This is a genomic window from Tardiphaga sp. (genome assembly GCF_025356345.1).
GTDB lineage: Bacteria > Pseudomonadota > Alphaproteobacteria > Rhizobiales > Xanthobacteraceae > Tardiphaga.
Map to the genome: position 1 here is coordinate 1 of NZ_JANXTC010000242.1, position 14,509 is coordinate 14,509.

General features: G+C 63.0%; 19 protein-coding genes and 2 tRNA genes. 13 read left to right on the plus strand and 8 right to left on the minus strand.

The features are described from left to right. The first annotated feature begins 368 nt into the window (after positions 1 to 368). Positions 369 to 656: a hypothetical protein gene (locus tag Q0S16_RS14680; RefSeq protein ID WP_295849481.1), complete on the plus strand. Its 288-nt coding sequence runs from the start codon at positions 369 to 371 to the stop codon at positions 654 to 656. 388 nt (positions 657 to 1,044) lie between these two features. On the opposite strand, the gene Q0S16_RS14685 is transcribed toward Q0S16_RS14680, so the two are convergent. Both Q0S16_RS14685 and Q0S16_RS14690 read right to left on the minus strand, forming a co-directional pair. After that, positions 1,045 to 1,824 (minus strand): NAD kinase, encoded by a 780-nt coding sequence (locus Q0S16_RS14685; protein ID WP_295849484.1) that lies wholly within the window; start codon positions 1,822 to 1,824, stop codon positions 1,045 to 1,047. 179 nt (positions 1,825 to 2,003) lie between these two features. Beyond that, positions 2,004 to 2,555: a tetratricopeptide repeat protein gene (locus Q0S16_RS14690; RefSeq protein WP_295849486.1), complete on the minus strand. Its 552-nt coding sequence runs from the start codon at positions 2,553 to 2,555 to the stop codon at positions 2,004 to 2,006. A 240-nt stretch (positions 2,556 to 2,795) separates the two neighbouring features. On the opposite strand from Q0S16_RS14690, the gene Q0S16_RS14695 reads away from it, so the two are divergent. The 5 genes from Q0S16_RS14695 to Q0S16_RS14715 all read left to right on the plus strand — a co-directional run bounded on the left by Q0S16_RS14695 (position 2,796) and on the right by Q0S16_RS14715 (position 6,000). Beyond that, a complete protein-coding gene (locus Q0S16_RS14695) occupies positions 2,796 to 3,161 on the plus strand; it encodes a hypothetical protein (RefSeq protein WP_295849488.1) in 366 nt (121 codons plus the stop codon). A 170-nt stretch (positions 3,162 to 3,331) separates the two neighbouring features. Further along, positions 3,332 to 3,763, plus strand: coding sequence for a hypothetical protein (locus tag Q0S16_RS14700; protein ID WP_295849490.1), 432 nt, complete (start codon positions 3,332 to 3,334; stop codon positions 3,761 to 3,763). 196 nt (positions 3,764 to 3,959) lie between these two features. Then, a complete protein-coding gene (locus Q0S16_RS14705; protein ID WP_295849492.1) occupies positions 3,960 to 4,679 on the plus strand; it encodes a porin family protein in 720 nt (239 codons plus the stop codon). Between the two features lie 630 nt (positions 4,680 to 5,309). Next, a complete protein-coding gene (locus Q0S16_RS14710; RefSeq protein WP_295849494.1) occupies positions 5,310 to 5,495 on the plus strand; it encodes a hypothetical protein in 186 nt (61 codons plus the stop codon). Positions 5,496 to 5,841: 346 nt separating this feature from the next. Next, positions 5,842 to 6,000, plus strand: a complete 159-nt coding sequence (locus Q0S16_RS14715; protein ID WP_295849496.1) for a hypothetical protein — start codon at positions 5,842 to 5,844, stop codon at positions 5,998 to 6,000. Positions 6,001 to 6,013: 13 nt separating this feature from the next. Here Q0S16_RS14715 and Q0S16_RS14720 read toward each other — a convergent pair whose 3' ends face one another. From Q0S16_RS14720 to Q0S16_RS14740, 5 genes are all read right to left on the minus strand, one after another. Further along, the gene (locus Q0S16_RS14720; RefSeq protein WP_295849498.1) at positions 6,014 to 6,142 is read right to left on the minus strand and encodes a hypothetical protein; all 129 of its coding nucleotides are present in this window, start codon (positions 6,140 to 6,142) and stop codon (positions 6,014 to 6,016) included. A 246-nt stretch (positions 6,143 to 6,388) separates the two neighbouring features. Next, on the minus strand, positions 6,389 to 6,658 hold the full coding sequence (locus Q0S16_RS14725; RefSeq protein ID WP_295849500.1) for a hypothetical protein: 270 nt from the start codon (positions 6,656 to 6,658) through the stop codon (positions 6,389 to 6,391). 94 nt (positions 6,659 to 6,752) lie between these two features. After that, a tRNA-Thr gene (locus Q0S16_RS14730) sits at positions 6,753 to 6,827 on the minus strand. Positions 6,828 to 7,172: 345 nt separating this feature from the next. After that, positions 7,173 to 7,313 (minus strand): hypothetical protein, encoded by a 141-nt coding sequence (locus tag Q0S16_RS14735; RefSeq protein ID WP_295849502.1) that lies wholly within the window; start codon positions 7,311 to 7,313, stop codon positions 7,173 to 7,175. A 127-nt stretch (positions 7,314 to 7,440) separates the two neighbouring features. After that, complete coding sequence (locus Q0S16_RS14740; protein ID WP_295849505.1) at positions 7,441 to 7,701, minus strand: hypothetical protein; 261 nt, start codon at positions 7,699 to 7,701, stop codon at positions 7,441 to 7,443. A gap of 271 nt (positions 7,702 to 7,972) precedes the next feature. On the opposite strand from Q0S16_RS14740, the gene Q0S16_RS14745 reads away from it, so the two are divergent. Continuing rightward, positions 7,973 to 8,401 carry a hypothetical protein gene (locus Q0S16_RS14745; RefSeq protein ID WP_295849508.1) on the plus strand — a complete coding sequence of 143 codons (429 nt, stop codon included), beginning with the start codon at positions 7,973 to 7,975 and terminating at the stop codon, positions 8,399 to 8,401. A gap of 41 nt (positions 8,402 to 8,442) precedes the next feature. Continuing rightward, entirely contained in the window at positions 8,443 to 9,039 is a 597-nt protein-coding gene (locus tag Q0S16_RS14750; RefSeq protein ID WP_295849510.1) for a hypothetical protein, read from the plus strand. 66 nt (positions 9,040 to 9,105) lie between these two features. Here the strand turns inward: Q0S16_RS14750 and rlmB are convergent, their stop codons facing one another. Continuing rightward, the gene (rlmB, locus tag Q0S16_RS14755; RefSeq protein ID WP_295849512.1) at positions 9,106 to 9,933 is read right to left on the minus strand and encodes a 23S rRNA (guanosine(2251)-2'-O)-methyltransferase RlmB; all 828 of its coding nucleotides are present in this window, start codon (positions 9,931 to 9,933) and stop codon (positions 9,106 to 9,108) included. A gap of 213 nt (positions 9,934 to 10,146) precedes the next feature. On the opposite strand from rlmB, the gene Q0S16_RS14760 reads away from it, so the two are divergent. The 5 genes from Q0S16_RS14760 to Q0S16_RS14780 all read left to right on the plus strand — a co-directional run. Further along, positions 10,147 to 10,232: transfer RNA gene (locus Q0S16_RS14760), tRNA-Tyr, on the plus strand. An 82-nt stretch (positions 10,233 to 10,314) separates the two neighbouring features. After that, on the plus strand, positions 10,315 to 10,647 hold the full coding sequence (locus Q0S16_RS14765) for a hypothetical protein (protein ID WP_295849514.1): 333 nt from the start codon (positions 10,315 to 10,317) through the stop codon (positions 10,645 to 10,647). A gap of 68 nt (positions 10,648 to 10,715) precedes the next feature. After that, a complete protein-coding gene (locus Q0S16_RS14770; RefSeq protein WP_295849516.1) occupies positions 10,716 to 11,117 on the plus strand; it encodes a filamentous haemagglutinin family protein in 402 nt (133 codons plus the stop codon). A gap of 378 nt (positions 11,118 to 11,495) precedes the next feature. After that, on the plus strand, positions 11,496 to 11,852 hold the full coding sequence (locus Q0S16_RS14775) for an LEPR-XLL domain-containing protein (RefSeq protein ID WP_295849518.1): 357 nt from the start codon (positions 11,496 to 11,498) through the stop codon (positions 11,850 to 11,852). Then, on the plus strand, positions 11,791 to 14,509 hold a 2,719-nt coding region (locus tag Q0S16_RS14780), incomplete at its 3' end, for a hypothetical protein (protein WP_295849521.1). The genes Q0S16_RS14775 and Q0S16_RS14780, both read left to right, overlap by 62 nt.

Consider the following 14,509-nt stretch of genomic DNA (forward strand, 5'->3'; position numbering starts at 1 on the left):
CCGAAAGCGCCCAACGGGCGCTTTCGCTCACCCCATCTTGCGACTTCTGCCTGCACCGGTCGCGGGCCTGTATAAGTTGAATTGAACAAACCCACAGCCGTCATTGCGAGGAGCGAAGCGACGCGGTAATCCAGAAGCCATCAGCTCGACCAGGACTGGATTGCTTCGTCGCAAGTGCTCCTCGCAATGACGGCCGGGGCTGGGCAAAGGCGTCCTTGCGCGTGATCGTAGCGGCGTGGCACTTGTCCCGGACGCGAAGCACCACGCCCAGGAGGGCCTCGCTGGCCTCTCTTTCTGTAAATATAGGTCACTGATTGAACCATTGAGCCTGACTTGGTTGGAGGCGGACAAGGGGAAAAGATAGAGCCATGCTACTTCGCGATCAGCCCGATCTGTTCGGTCCCGATCCGCAAACCGAACTTTTCGACGAGGATTCGCCGACGCCGGTGTATCGCGCCGATCCCGATGAGGTGCGCGCCGAGTTGCTTGCAATTCTTGCAGAGGCCCGTGCCTCAGCGACGTTGCCGTGGCAGCCGTCCAAGGTCGAGTTCTACCGCACCGTGTTTCCGCAGATGGCGAACTGGCTGCCCGATGACGAGGCCAATCAGTTGCGGTTCGATTTTGCCACCGAGCTGGCCCGGCTCGGCATCGCCTGAGGCGACGGCGCGATTGTGCAGCGCGGTCATGGAACGCGTGTGGAACGGCCGTTCATCGATTCCACGATTTTGCAAAAACGGTGACGGAAGTTGGGCGGGTCTGCCCGATAGTTGCCGGCATTGCCCGATGTAAGGCGGAGGCGGCGGGGCGCGTGTCGGGGGCAGGGGTGGTGCGAAATAATGTCGCAGGCGCGGTCGGCGTCATCGCCGCTGCCATGAGGGGGCCGCAAGAATTTTCGCGGCTCCGCAGTGCGTTTGCGGTCTTGCGGCGACAATGCGGAAAACTGTGGCGGCGGCGGCGCAGGCGCGGCTAACTCTTTGCGCGGCGGGCGAAAATTTCAGCAAGCCCGCCACAATCGGCCGCTCGGGCCATTGCCCGGTTGTTGCCTCAATAGTTGAACTGCTCGCTCAGGATCCGCTCTTCGAGGCTGTGGCCGGGGTCGAACATCATCCGCATCGCAATCGTCTTGTCGGAGATGATCTCGACGCGGCGGACATCGCGGGCTTCCTCATTGTCGGCGACGGCGGCGACCGGGCGCTTGTCGCCCTCCAGCACCTCGATCACCACGAAGGCGGTGTTGGGCAGCAGCGCGCCGCGCCAGCGCCGCGGCCGGAACGCGCTGATCGGGGTCAGCGCCAGCAGCGCGGCGTTGATCGGCAGGATCGGGCCCTGCGCCGACAGATTATAGGCGGTGGAGCCGGCCGGCGTCGCCACCAGGATGCCGTCGGCGGCGAGCTCGGCCATCCGCTCGCGCTCGTCGATCAGGATGCGCAGCCGCGCCAATTGGTGGGTCTGGCGAAACAGCGAGACCTCGTTGATGGCGTGGTGGATATGCACCGCGCCATGCACATCGGTGGCGCGCATCAGCAGCGGATGGATCACGGTGTCGCGCGCGGCGCCGAGCCGTTCGTGCAGATCGATGGTCTTGAACTCGTTCATCAGGAAGCCGACGGTGCCGCGGTGCATGCCGTAGATCGGCTTGTCGGAGCGCATGTAGTCATGCAGCGTCTTCAGCATCAGCCCGTCGCCGCCGAGTGCCACGATGACATCGGCCGCGGCCGGGTCGGCATTGCCATATTGCGTGGTGAGCTGGGCCAGCGCGGCTTGCGCTTCCTCGCTGGTGCTGGCGACAAAGGCGATCCGCTCAAATTTTCGGGACGGGCTCATCGGGGAATCGCGCCTTTGCGGCAACTTCGGCAGCACGGGATGGTGGTGCGGGCGTCGTCTAGCTTCGTTGCCGGCGCTTGTCGAGCGTGCGCTGCGATACCGGCGCCGCGGCGCGGCGCAAGAGCGCCGCACCGCGTCCGGGACCCCCATCCGAACGGCTCGATCCTGACGATCCGTCTCTAGTACACCAGCCCGGTGCCGGGTGGCTTTTCCAGCGCCGCCGCCAGCGACTTGTATTCGGCGGAATCGGGGCCGGTCAGCGACGCCAGCCTGTTGAGGTGATATTGCGCCTGGTCGCGGTTGCCCTGTTCGACCTGCCACAACCCGTAATATTGCCAGGTGCGGGCGTGGTTCGGATCGGCCTTCAACGCGCGCTCGTAATAGGCCTGCGAGACCTGGTAGTCGCCGAGCTTGCGGTAAGAATAGCCGATCAGATTGGCGACGTCGGCGCGGTCGTCCGCGTCCAGCGCCTTGAGCTGCGCGATCGCGGCGGCGTAGTCGCCACGGTCGTAGATCGTGCTGTAGGCCGCGCGATACCCCTTCAGGAAAGCGGGATCCTCGACGCTCGTGCTCTTCTCGGACTTCTTCTTTTCCTTGGTCGACTTGCCGTCGGAGGCCGGCGGCGCGGAGGGCGTGTCGCTGCCGGCGGCGAAGGCCGGCGCCAGCGAGGGCGTGGCAATGGCCATGGAGAGAATGGCCAGCGTGGTCAGTCGGATCACAAGATGAGTCATGCAGCGCTCCTGTTTCCAAACAAATAATCTGACACGATTGATCCGTGATGGAAACACCGCGCCGCGGGGAGCATTCCCGCGCGTTCAGGGAAGATGACAAAGATGTCACCGACATGAACGAAGTCCGGCATTTTCCGTCAGGATGGGTTCAGCGCGGCATCGCTAGGGTCTGATCACTGATCGACGAGCCCGGCCACCCGACCGGTCCCCTTCGTGATCGACACCGTCCAGGAGACGACCATGTTGAAGAAAATTTCCGCCGTAGTGATCCTGGCTTCGCTGCTCGCCGCGCCCGCGATGGCCGCCGGCATCGACAAGAATGCGCCCGCGCCGCTCGCCAGCCCGGCCGCCAAGGACAGCACCAAGAGCGTGATCAAGCCGGTCGACAAGCAGGCCGTCAAGGAGACCACCAAGCCGGCGGCTGCCAAGGTGAGCAAAATCGAGGTCAAGCCGGCCGTCCGCGAAGCCCATGCCAAGATGTCCCGCCATCACGCGCGGCATCGCCACGTTCGCCATCACCACCGCTTCCATCACAAGGCGAGCCTGCATCACGGGTTGAAGCATACCGCCGTCAAGAGCCACGTCGCGGCTACCCGCCGCGGCTGAGCATGCGCCGCGGTCGCGGGCTCCATCGCCCAACCGCGACCGCGACCATCCATCCGGCCTGCCACCCTTGCTTCCCCAAGGAGGGCGGGCCGGAACGGGGGTGACCACGGAGTTGCGAATTCCATTCCGCCGCGTAACCGTCTAGGGATGGCGCGGGCCGGACATCTTGAATGGATTTGCGATTGCGGATTTCAGCGAAGCGGGTGGCGATCTTGGTGCTGCCGATCTGGCTGGCCGCGTGCGGCGGCGGCGGCGAGCGCGGCATCAGCTTCACCGACGACCAGGGCGTCGGCAACCAGCCCTTCCCGACCAATTACCGCGGCGAATTGCTGGCGTTCTTCCGCACCTATCTCAACAATCCGGTCGGCGTCCGCGACGCGGTGATGGCCGAGCCGGTGCAGCGCATGGTCGGCGGCCGGCTGCGCTATGTCAGTTGCCTGCGCTTCACACCGAAGGATTTCGAAGGCCGCTACGGCGCGCCGCAGGAACGCGCGGTGTCCTATGTCGATGCCCGACTCGACCGGGTGATCGAGAACCCCGCCGAAGCCTGCGCCGGCGCAAATTTCGTCGCCTTTCCCGAACTGGAAAAAATGCCCCGCTGATGCCGTGCTCCCGTCATCAAATTTAAGTGAGGCGTGAACCAATCCGGCCCGCGCGGCGGCTGAAATTGAACGAAATCAAAACTGTGCTGACTTTGTCACACTCGGTTTTGTTCGTGTCCTGGGGCGGGTGCAACTGAGCAACCAAATTGCTGCCACGTTGTTTTTTGATGGTCATGACCAACACAGGGGAACCAACATGAAGAAGCTTCTTCTCAGTGCCTCCGCCATCATCGCAGTGGCCGCGTTATCGAATTCCGCCTTCGCCGCCGATCTGCCGGCGCGGACCTACACCAAGGCGCCGGCCTATACCGCGCCGGCCGTCGTCTATAACTGGACCGGTTTCTACATCGGCGGCCATCTCGGCGGCGCGTTCGGCGACAGCAGCAGCATCCAGGGCGATGGTGGTCGCTTCATGGGCGGCGTGCAGGGCGGTTACGACTATCAGTTCGCCACCAACTGGGTGCTCGGCATCGAGGCGCAGTATAGCTGGATGGACACCAACAATACCGGTCGCCTGTTCCCCGGCGGCACGCTGGTCACCTCGAACAATGACCAACTCGGTTCGGTTACCGGTCGACTTGGCTACACTTGGGGTCCGGCGCTGCTGTACGCCAAGGGCGGTTACGCCTGGAAGGACGGCAACAGCATTGGCGTGACGACGAACGGGACCGCCCAGCCGTACACGACTTCGGGCAATGCCAAGGATGGTTACACCGTTGGCGCCGGCCTGGAATACATGTTCACACCAAGCTGGTCGGCCAAGCTGGAATACCAGTACTACAATTTCGGCAACACGACCTTTACCTCGGGTCCGGCGCCGATCGTCGGCGCCAGCTACAACAACGACGAACACACCGTCAAAGCCGGCCTCAATTATCGCTTCGGCTGGGGTGGTCCGGTGGTCGCCAAATACTAACGCGAATTATCTTCATGTGACGCAAAGGCCGGCGCTTGCGCCGGCTTTTTCGCGGCCGGCAGGGGCGATGAGCGCGGCGCGAATCGAAAGTAAACGAGTCCTGAATCAAGCGAAAAATATCGCCCGAGACTCGTTCCCCAGAATCGCATGATGCTCCCCGCGCCATGAGAATCATCAACAATATCCGTTGCGAGGGGGTGCATGTGGCCCTGACGCTCGCTCTGCTGGCTGCCTCGGCGGTCAATCTGACGCTGGTCTACGCTTGGCTGTGACCGTCCGGCGCGGGCGACACCGTCGCCGATTCGTCTTCCGGTGAAAGTAGCGCCGGTTCCTGAGTCCGGTAGCGATCGGACAAATGTCGATTTCTGGCGTAGACATAAATACCACCGAATCGATCCCGGCATTCATCGGCGATCGTGATTAGCGGGACGCGTGATCCAGACTCACGTGACCAACAAGAACCGATGACATCCAAATCAGGGGTGCTCGGGATACCCGTGATCCAACTCGAAGTTTGATCCGTCGTCACTTGCCTATCCCGCGGCGTTGGTGGTCACAGCCAGCGCGTCCACCGTTGCTACGCGAGAACCAGACATGGGCCCCGGCGTGGGCTGCGACAGGGAGCGCATCATGCAAGAAAGCGTACTCTATCTGGAGCTGAAACAGCGACTGGATCAGGCGAGAGATTCAATCCGGTATGCCGACGGCAGGGACGATAAGGAAGCCCTGGCGGAGATGATCCGGGAACTGGAGCGGCTGGTCGAACTGGCGGCGGTCCCCGATGAGGTGAGACCGCTGCTGCGACGCGAGCGCTGAACTGGCGAATATCCTCCGCTGTTTCGGCGCGATTTGACAAGGCTTTCGCGCAACTGTCGGCGGGTATCGCAGCGGGAGCGCGCGACGATTTCACCGGCGACCTTACGCCAGCCTTACTGGCGGTCTGATTGGCCCCGGACGCCGCGATTCAGTTGCGCCATTCATCCGTGGCCCTGCTGCGCGCGCGGATTGTGACAGCTCTGCTGTGCATGTGATGCGGCTTGCTATCAATCATCGAGGTGCCGTCTGATCGCCGAAGACGACGTAGAACTACTGATGCCAATCTTGTTGTTTCGTTGATCTTTGACGGACTACGATGGAGTACCGATCACAAGGGAAAATCGACATGGGTCATCCAGCAGCACGCGTCGAAAAAGATTCTCATCTGTTCAGTGACGACGAGTGCATTCAGAAGCTGACCTTGCTGATGCGCCACCGGAATAATCGCAATCTCAACGAGATTGTCGCGCTGATCGGCCGGCTGGCAGCCCCGATCCAGCTCTGACGGCCGATGCTCGTCAAGCGGCAACCGCGATCGCCATGATGGTGTCGTTGCTGCCCACGACGGAGCCACGGCGTCGTTCCGGCGCGATCCGGCGGCAGTCCCCGGAAATCCCCTCGCCATACGTGGAACTACGGCTTGTCATGCGCCGTTTCCAAATGTCCGGTCAGGGAGCGGGATATGCGTCGGTATTTATCGATGGTCGTCACCGCGGTTGGTCTGATCCCGGCTTTGCCTGCCGCGGCGCAACATCATCCGAGCCAATATTCCGGCTCCGACAACCCGGCTGGTGGGTACAGCATCACCTGCACAGCCGTCCCAGCCATCCATGTTTGAAAAAAATGCGGGCGGCCCCTGGCGACGCGCGCGATGCTTATTGGCTGTCGTCCGCCTATGCCGAGCACCGTTCCCTGCAACTGGCGCAAGCGGCGGCATCCACGTCGCTGAATCCCTTGCTGTCTTCACAAAGGATCGCGGCCTCTCCCGCCAACCAGTGCCATCTGGCGGCCAGGTCGATCATGTCAGCGATGTTCGCCGGCGAGATATCGGGGTGTCTGGCCCGGAGGTTGTACGCGTCAGCCGTTTTTCTGAGCCGTGCAATCGCATCGATCATTTTCTGTCCCCTGACATATCGTTCAACGAAGCTGGGCGCATCGGGCATGCAACACAACTCCGGCGTTTTGCGGGGCCGGCGGATGTAGTGAACACATGGTTTACGCGGCGGTGTGCTGTCGGCCGGGAAGATAACGCAAAATTGGTGCCGGCAGAGAGGATTGAACTCCCGACCTTCGGTTTACAAAACCGCTGCTCTACCGCTGAGCTATGCCGGCAACTGTGGGCAACGGGCTGAACGACATCCCGGGTTCTATACAGGCGCGGCCGGAATCGTCGGCCGCGCTGAGCCGGTGAAATAACAGAGTTGCCCGGCAAGGGCTACTGCCGCCGCCGCAAAAGCGAAAGTCCTGCCGGGGGAGGACAGGGCTTGGCTTCGGGAGGACCGGCGTTGCGACTGTTCGCGGCGATAGGTCCCGGTTTCGCGGCTAATTCCAGGCAGCAAAAAACCCCGCTGAGGGGGCAGCGGGGCCTTTCGCGACAGGAGCCCTGGAAGGCTCGACCGTCGGCTTTAGAGATAGGCGGCGGCGGCCGGCCTGCAAGTGCGGCAGATTGTCTATCCCCTACAGGAACCAGAGCACCACGGAAATCGCACCCAGCGCGGCGACGGTACCGCGTACCACCCAGATGATCTGCGCTTCGCTGACCTTCTTGTCACGGGATTTGCCGGTCATGAATTCGTGCAGCAGGTGGCGGTCAGACATCAGCGGGCTCCGTGTTGCCCGCATAGAATCGATGTGGTGGAATCACGTCAATCGGAACTTGCTGTGAACAACGGGGACAGTCGATCTTTGTGTCATAGGGCCGTCGAACGTCGGATGACGGCGTCGCTCAATTGCACGGATGCGCGCGACCATCCTGGCCGCGATAGGCGGCGGCGGATTGGTCGCAGCGCAGCCGCAGCGGGCCATCATAATAGGCGAAGTGGCCGGCGCTCCGGCCGGGACCGTAATTATGCGCGAAATCGATGCGGTAGGGCTGGCCCGGCGCCGCATAGGCGAAGGCGGTGGGCGTGGCGTACCCTCGGTGCCGCGCCAATGCCGGCGTGGCGAGCAACGTCGAGAGGATGATGGCGGCGCTGACGAACTTCATCTCGGAATCTCCGGCAAACGGCTGGGTGGGCAACATTCGGCACGGGCATCAGTTCCGGGGATCAAATCATACCGGCGGCGGCGCCGGCAAGTGGTGTGCCGCGGCCGATCCCCGCATTGCGTAACCCGGCGTTAACGCTGCCATTGCGCGGGGGCATCGCTTTGAACTTCCATGAAAGCTTGCGCGTTAGGCTTACCCGCGGATTGCCGCGCCGCTTTAACCCATGCCGTGTCGGCTTTGATTATTCTACCAGAGCATTAGGGATTTGTTCATGCGCGTGATGTCGGCACTTGCCATTCTGATCGGGACCACGCTGCCGGCACTGGCGGGGGACGGTTTTCATATCGTCATTCCCGGCCGCGCCGGGGTGCCGATCATCATCAACGGTGTGGACGCGTCCTATGCCGTGATCGAGGGCGACCGGGGCCTCGCCAAAGGTCTTCATGTGCAGCCGACAGTCTATGGCGGGCGCTATATCGATCCGCTGCCGAATGTCGGACATTATTACCCAAGCGCCGGGCACCAGCCTGGCTACGGGCGGCTCGAGATCGAGCCGCCGAAGAACCGCAAGCTGCCCAAGGCGGCGGAGAGCTTCCACGAGGAGTGGGGCGCGCAGTCGCCACCACCGGCGCTGCAGAACGCGGTGCCGTTCGATCCCCCGGCCGTCATCGTGGCGCCGCCGGGAGCCCGTCGTTACTGATCTGCCTATCAACCAAGAAACCAAGCCAACAGGAGAGTGCAATGCGTAAGACGATCTTGAAACTGGTGGCGGCGGTCGCGCTGGTCACCGCGGCCGGCGCTGCCCCGGCGATGGCCTGCGGCGGCCTGTTCACGGGCGCCCATGCCAGCCCGTGCGGCCACGGCGAAAGCTACGGGCCAGATCACGGCTACGGCTATGCCGGTTCCGCCGCCTATGAGCGGCTGCCGGATCCCGGCCGCTATTATTACGTCAACCGCGGACCGAGCTTCAGTGGCCCCGGCAATTTCGCGCCCTATCCGACCTATCAGGAAACCGCGATCAGCGGCCCGCGCGGCTACGACCGGCCGAATTACGGCTTTTATGATGGCGGTCCCTATGGCGGCGCTACCAATCATTACTCCTACGCGCAGCCCAGCTACCGCGCGCCGGTGGTCTACAGCTACCCGCCACGTCACCGCGCCTACCGCCACGGTTATTCGATGCAGTCGGGTGGTCGCTACGGCTATTCGCAGCAAGGCTTCGCGCCGCGCTACGGCCGCCACCATGGCCGCTTCGCTGGCCCCCGAGTGATGTACGCGCCGCGCTATGCCGGTCCGCACCGCGGCCACCATCAGCACCCGATGCACCACGCCTACTGAGCCCTGCTGATCGCCAAAAAACGCCCGCTTGCAGCGATGCAGGTGGGCGTTTTCGTGGTCTTGGCCTCAGCGCATCAGGCCAAGCTTGCTGGCGCCGATATACAGCGCCAGCACTGCGGCGTTGGAGACGTTGAGGCTCTTAATGGCGCCGGGCATATCGAGCCGCGCCACCACGCCGCAACTGTCGCGCGTCAGCCGGCGCAGCCCGCTGCCCTCGGCGCCGAGCACCAATGCCAGCGGTTGCCGCAGCGGCACCGCGTCGAGCGTCTCGCTGCCCTCGCTGTCAAGCCCGACGGTGAGAAAGCCGAGGTCGTTCAATTCACTCATCGCCCGGGCCAGGTTCGGCACCGTGACGATCGGCACCAGTTCCAGCGCGCCGGAGGCGGCCTTGGCCAGCACGCCGGTGGCCTCCGGGCTATGCCGCGCCGTGGTGATGATCGCCTTGACGGCAAAGGCGGCGGCGGAGCGCAGGATGGCGCCGACATTGTGCGGGTCGGTAATCTGGTCGAGCACCAGCACGATGCCGTCCTGGGTCAATTCGTCGAGGGCAGGGCCCTCCAGCGGATCAGCCTCGGCCAGCAGGCCCTGATGCACGGCGTCGGGGCCAAGCATCTGATCGATCTCCCGCGGCGCCACGATCAGCGGCGCGATTCGGGTGTCGATCTTGTCGTCGGCGAGCCGACGGGCGGCATTCTCGGTCAGATACAGCTTGCGGATAGTGCGCGCCGGATTGGCCAGCGCCGCCGCCACCGTATGCCAGCCATAGAGAATGGCGGCGCCGTCGCCGGTGGTGCGCCTTGGCTGATGGCCGCGGTCGCGGCCGGTTTCACGGCTGTTTGCGGGGCCGTTGCCGGGTCCGCGCGGGAATCGCGGCTTTCGATCTCGATCATTCATAACCAGCTTGTCTCACGGAGCCCGAATAATGGCAATTTGCGGCTCGCAATGGTTTGGCAGAACGGCGGATAATCGTGCCTGGCTCGGTTGACTTTACCCCGTCGCTTCCCCCATAAACGCGGCAATCGGGAGCCTGTCATCGGGCGTTCGTTTTAGCGTCATTAATGGCCGTCCAGCCACTTCTTGGTGGGCTGAGGTCGAATGGCGTGGAGCGGGGGAGTGTCCCGAGTGGCAAAGGGAGCTGACTGTAAATCAGCCGTCTTATGACTTCGAAGGTTCGAGTCCTTCTTCCCCCACCATCCAATGTTTTGAAAGACTTACAGCCCTTCGGGGCCTCCGAATCCTGTGCCTTATTTTCGAGTGCAGACCTCTGGGTCACACTTGGGTCACAGACAGCGTCGGCGTGCGGAATTATCCCCATCCGTCAGTGTTGTCGGACCGGCCAAACATCACGACGGCGGCAGCCCCGGCCGCGATCGGCATAGCGACAAACAAGGGTACACCCGCATCGAACTTGGTGGCGGTACCAACGGCGCCAAGACGCTGGTGCCCACCGGCAATCTCGACCTGCTGCACAACACCATCAAGACCAAGAAGGGCGGCGACATCTCCATCCTGGGGTCGGGCGGCTCGAGGCTGGTCGGCTCGGAGCCGGACACCAGCCTCAAGCTCAGCGATCTCGGCCCTCTCACGCTGGCCGGAGGTTCGATCTAAACGTTCACGGACCAGGACGCGTTGGTCAATGCCAGCCACATCATGACCTGCTATGGCGGGATATCGTGTTGCGGTCGTCGAACGGCGATGTCGACGCCGGCCGCGGCGCGCGGACGACGCTGTCGTTTCCGCCGCTGAAGGTCAATTTCAACCAGGACGACATTCAGACCGTCGATCTCGGCGGCCTGGTCAGCGGCACCGGCATCCGGGTGTCCGACGACCTCGGCATTCTCGCGCTGTGCGTCGCCAATGCCGCCAACATCCAGGTAGGCGGCAAGTCCAGCGGCGTGCCGACCGTGGAAGCGCCGAATATCGGCGGCCTCACCGCCGCCAACAACACAGCCAGCGCCGCCGCAAAACCTCGCTGTCTACAGGCGAGTGCCGGCCTGCCAGCCCTCGGTGATCATCGTCGAAGTGCTCGGCTATGGCAGCGGCGACGGCACGCCGACGCCGCCCACGCCGAGAAATGACGACGGCAACGACGACAGCCAACGGAGACGTCAAGGGCCAGGCAATGATCGCCAGAGCTATAATCCGGACAGCGGCGTCCGCGTACTCGGTTATTCCGGCTCTGCAAAAAAAAGCCAATCAAGCGTCACGAAATCCGTGCCGTTTAGTGCCGCCAATGCAGGACCTGCTGATAGCGATCTTGGTAAGCAGACGGGCCAATTCGACTGCGGGCTGCTGCTTTAAGATAGGCGGCGGACATTGCGACGAATGTCCGACCCGATACAAAACTGACACAAAACCAATAGGAAAAACTGATTGGTTTATTTCAGGTTAATGCCCGTGCGGAATCCGGGTCGGGGGGCGGCGTCATGTTTGGGGTCGGTACAGGGGAGCTGACGGTGGAAACCGGGCAGCCAGCAAAACGCGCCCAGAGCCGGATGTCGCGGTTCAAATCGTCCATATCGCGCCTCATTCCACCGCCAGGCGCCGCTTCGAAGCTGCTCTTCGACCAACTCGAGCCGCGGCTGCTGATGAGCGCCGATCCGTTGCTGATCGACCTGTCGACGCTGCAGCCCGGCCACCACGACCACGACGTCATCGTCCGCGTGCTCGACGAAGTCGTCACCATCGATAACCAGACCCAGCACCTCCAGCGCATCGAAGCCATTGACCGCAACAATCCCGCGAAGATTTTTGAGTTCGCAGTCCGTCGCAGAGGGCACAGCCCTGAATATCGTTGGCGGCGCCGGCAATGACCGCGTCACCCTTGATTTGTCGCAATTGCCTACCTCCGCGACCCAGCCGCAGATCAAGGTCGATGGCGGCGGCGGTACCGACACCCTGGCCGTCATCGCGCAGGCCGGGCAATCGGTAGGCTGGCATCTGGACGGGCAGGGCGGCGGCGGCGTTGATGGCGCCGCGCAGATCGCTTTCACCGACATTCACCATCTGGAAGGCGGAGCTGAGGACGACACTATCTTCGGTTCGACCATCGACGCCAACTGGTTGGTCAACGGCGCCGACGCCGGATCGGTCGGCGTGTACTTTTTCGACGGCGTCGAAAACCTGGTCGGCGCGACGGACAACAACGACGTCTTCACGGTGGCCTCCACCGGCAGCCTGAGCGGCTTTCTCGATGGCGGCAGCGGCGGCTTCGACACGCTGGTACTGGACACTGGTGCCGTCCAGAACCTGACCTCGACCGCTAAGTCGTCGCATGACGGTTCGATCGCCTATGACGTGCGTTACGTGAACTACCGCGGGCTCGAGCCGATCACGATCGCCGGCATCCAGGCCAACATCACCTTTGATCTCTCCGCGCTGGATACGGCTGCGGGCAATTTGTCCGGCGGCAACCAGGCGCGGCTGCTCTACGACATCTCGCGCGACATGATGGAGTTGGAGAGCCTCGACGGGCAGTTCGAGAGCCAGTGGTTCAATGCGCCGACCGGATCTGCCAGCAGCGCGCTGACTATCAACGCCCGTACCGGCACCGACGTCATCGAAATTGCATCGCTGTCGCCGAACTTCAATGCGTCGCTGACTGTCAACACGCTGAGCAGCGGCTACGATCCGTTCGACGATGGTGGCCTATTGCCGGGCAATAATACCTACACCCACAACAGCGTCATCAACGTCACGGGCGACATTGCGCTACATGGGCATTCGCTGACCCTGATCGGCGATACAGTGACCGTCGGCACCGGCACGACGTCGGCTAAAATCTCGACCGAACTCGCGGGCGGCAATGCCGGCGACATCACCTTCGGCAGGGTGACGACCAATTCCGACGGCACCACCGCCTATGCCGGCGGCCAGTCGATCGTGCTTGGCGCCCAAGCCTCGCTGTTGGCGTCGGCGGACACCACCAACAATCACAAGGCCGGCAAAATCATTCTCGCGACCTCGGATGTCGCCAAGCGGCTGGTGAGTTGGCCGTTCGATTTTACCTCGAAGAACGCCGGCATCTCCATCGACGGCGCCACCATTCGCGGCGGCGCCATCAAGATCAATGCTGTTGCCAAGGATACCAATCTCGCCAGCGACGTTCCGGCTTCCGCGGCGGGTTTTTCGAACTCGCTGGCTGGTCTGCTCGGGACGATCCCCGGCGTCGCCCTGAGCGCGGCAACGGGCATCGATCTTTCCGTGATACTGCGCGGCGCCAATGCTACGATCAACATCAACAACTCCACCATTGAGGCGGTGGGGAATGTCGACGTCAAGGCCGAGACCAAGGTCGAGACCCAGGTCACGGCGGTCGCTGCTGCCATCGGCGGCGGCGGTCTCGCCGCCGCGACGGGCCTCGAAATCGCAGCGGGCTACGGCCGTGCCAGCAGCGACGTCGAAGTCCACATCACCGGCACCACGACCATCGATGCGACCGGCAGCGTCACGATTTCCGCCAAGGGCGCGGCGACGTCAAAGACCGTGGCGCGCGCGTCATCCAACCTTCTGACCGACAGCGTCGATCCCACCAGTTCCTCGGTCGCGCTGGCGATCTCGCACACCGATCTCACCGTGATCGCATCGGTGGGCAACGACGTCACCATCACGGCGGGCGGCAATGTCAACGTGCTGGCGACCGGCACGTCGAAGACGACGCCGGACGCCAGCACCATCAGTCCGATCGACGGCCGTGCCGGGGTCGGCGTCGCGCTGGCGTTTGAATTCGGCACCGTCAAGGCCACGCTCAACGGTCACATCACTGCCGCCGGCAACGCCACTGCCGGCAGCGACGATACCAAAACGTTCAACCCGACGGGCGATGTCGACATCGCCAATAATATCCTGACCGTCCCCTTCCACGGCTTCACCAATGGCGAAGCGGTGGTCTACACACCGTATCTTGCCAATTCCGGTGTTATACCCGGCGTGAGCGCCGGTCTGCTGATCCCAGGCCAGCAAAGCGATTCCATCGGCGGCCTGGAAAAGGGCAAGACCTATTACGTGATCGTGGTGGATGCCGATCACATCCAGCTGTCCAAGGAACCGCCGATCAATCTGGACAACGCCGGCACCGACAGCACAGCGACCCAGACCCTCAATGTGGTGAAGTCGAAGACGTTCGACATCGATGCCATCGACGCCGATGCGGACACGATAAGCATCGCCGCGTACGGCTTTTCGACCGGCGACGTGGTGAAATATGCCGCGGGCGCCGGCAATACCGCCATCACCGGCTTGACGGATGCCGCGACCTACACTGTGCAGGTGGTCGACGACAGCACGTTCAAGCTGCTGGACGGAAATGGCAATGTGGTCCAGATCGCGCAGGGCGTCGCGCTGGGCACGCAGACCTTCACCCGCGTCTCTGACAATGCCAAGGCCACCTTGAATCTGGCCTATGTCGATGCCGCCACGGACCGTATCTACATCAAGGGGCACGGCTTCACCGTCGGACAACCGGTCGAGG

Coding starts and splice junctions, on each gene's coding strand:
- Q0S16_RS14680 (WP_295849481.1), top strand. CDS start 369: ATGCTACTTCGCGATCAGCCCGATCTGTTCGGTCCCGATCCGCAAACC.
- Q0S16_RS14685 (WP_295849484.1), bottom strand. CDS start 1,824: ATGAGCCCGTCCCGAAAATTTGAGCGGATCGCCTTTGTCGCCAGCACC.
- Q0S16_RS14690 (WP_295849486.1), bottom strand. CDS start 2,555: ATGACTCATCTTGTGATCCGACTGACCACGCTGGCCATTCTCTCCATG.
- Q0S16_RS14695 (WP_295849488.1), top strand. CDS start 2,796: ATGTTGAAGAAAATTTCCGCCGTAGTGATCCTGGCTTCGCTGCTCGCC.
- Q0S16_RS14700 (WP_295849490.1), top strand. CDS start 3,332: ATGGATTTGCGATTGCGGATTTCAGCGAAGCGGGTGGCGATCTTGGTG.
- Q0S16_RS14705 (WP_295849492.1), top strand. CDS start 3,960: ATGAAGAAGCTTCTTCTCAGTGCCTCCGCCATCATCGCAGTGGCCGCG.
- Q0S16_RS14710 (WP_295849494.1), top strand. CDS start 5,310: ATGCAAGAAAGCGTACTCTATCTGGAGCTGAAACAGCGACTGGATCAG.
- Q0S16_RS14715 (WP_295849496.1), top strand. CDS start 5,842: ATGGGTCATCCAGCAGCACGCGTCGAAAAAGATTCTCATCTGTTCAGT.
- Q0S16_RS14720 (WP_295849498.1), bottom strand. CDS start 6,142: ATGACAAGCCGTAGTTCCACGTATGGCGAGGGGATTTCCGGGGACTGC.
- Q0S16_RS14725 (WP_295849500.1), bottom strand. CDS start 6,658: ATGCCCGATGCGCCCAGCTTCGTTGAACGATATGTCAGGGGACAGAAA.
- Q0S16_RS14735 (WP_295849502.1), bottom strand. CDS start 7,313: ATGTCTGACCGCCACCTGCTGCACGAATTCATGACCGGCAAATCCCGT.
- Q0S16_RS14740 (WP_295849505.1), bottom strand. CDS start 7,701: ATGAAGTTCGTCAGCGCCGCCATCATCCTCTCGACGTTGCTCGCCACG.
- Q0S16_RS14745 (WP_295849508.1), top strand. CDS start 7,973: ATGCGCGTGATGTCGGCACTTGCCATTCTGATCGGGACCACGCTGCCG.
- Q0S16_RS14750 (WP_295849510.1), top strand. CDS start 8,443: ATGCGTAAGACGATCTTGAAACTGGTGGCGGCGGTCGCGCTGGTCACC.
- rlmB (WP_295849512.1), bottom strand. CDS start 9,933: ATGAATGATCGAGATCGAAAGCCGCGATTCCCGCGCGGACCCGGCAAC.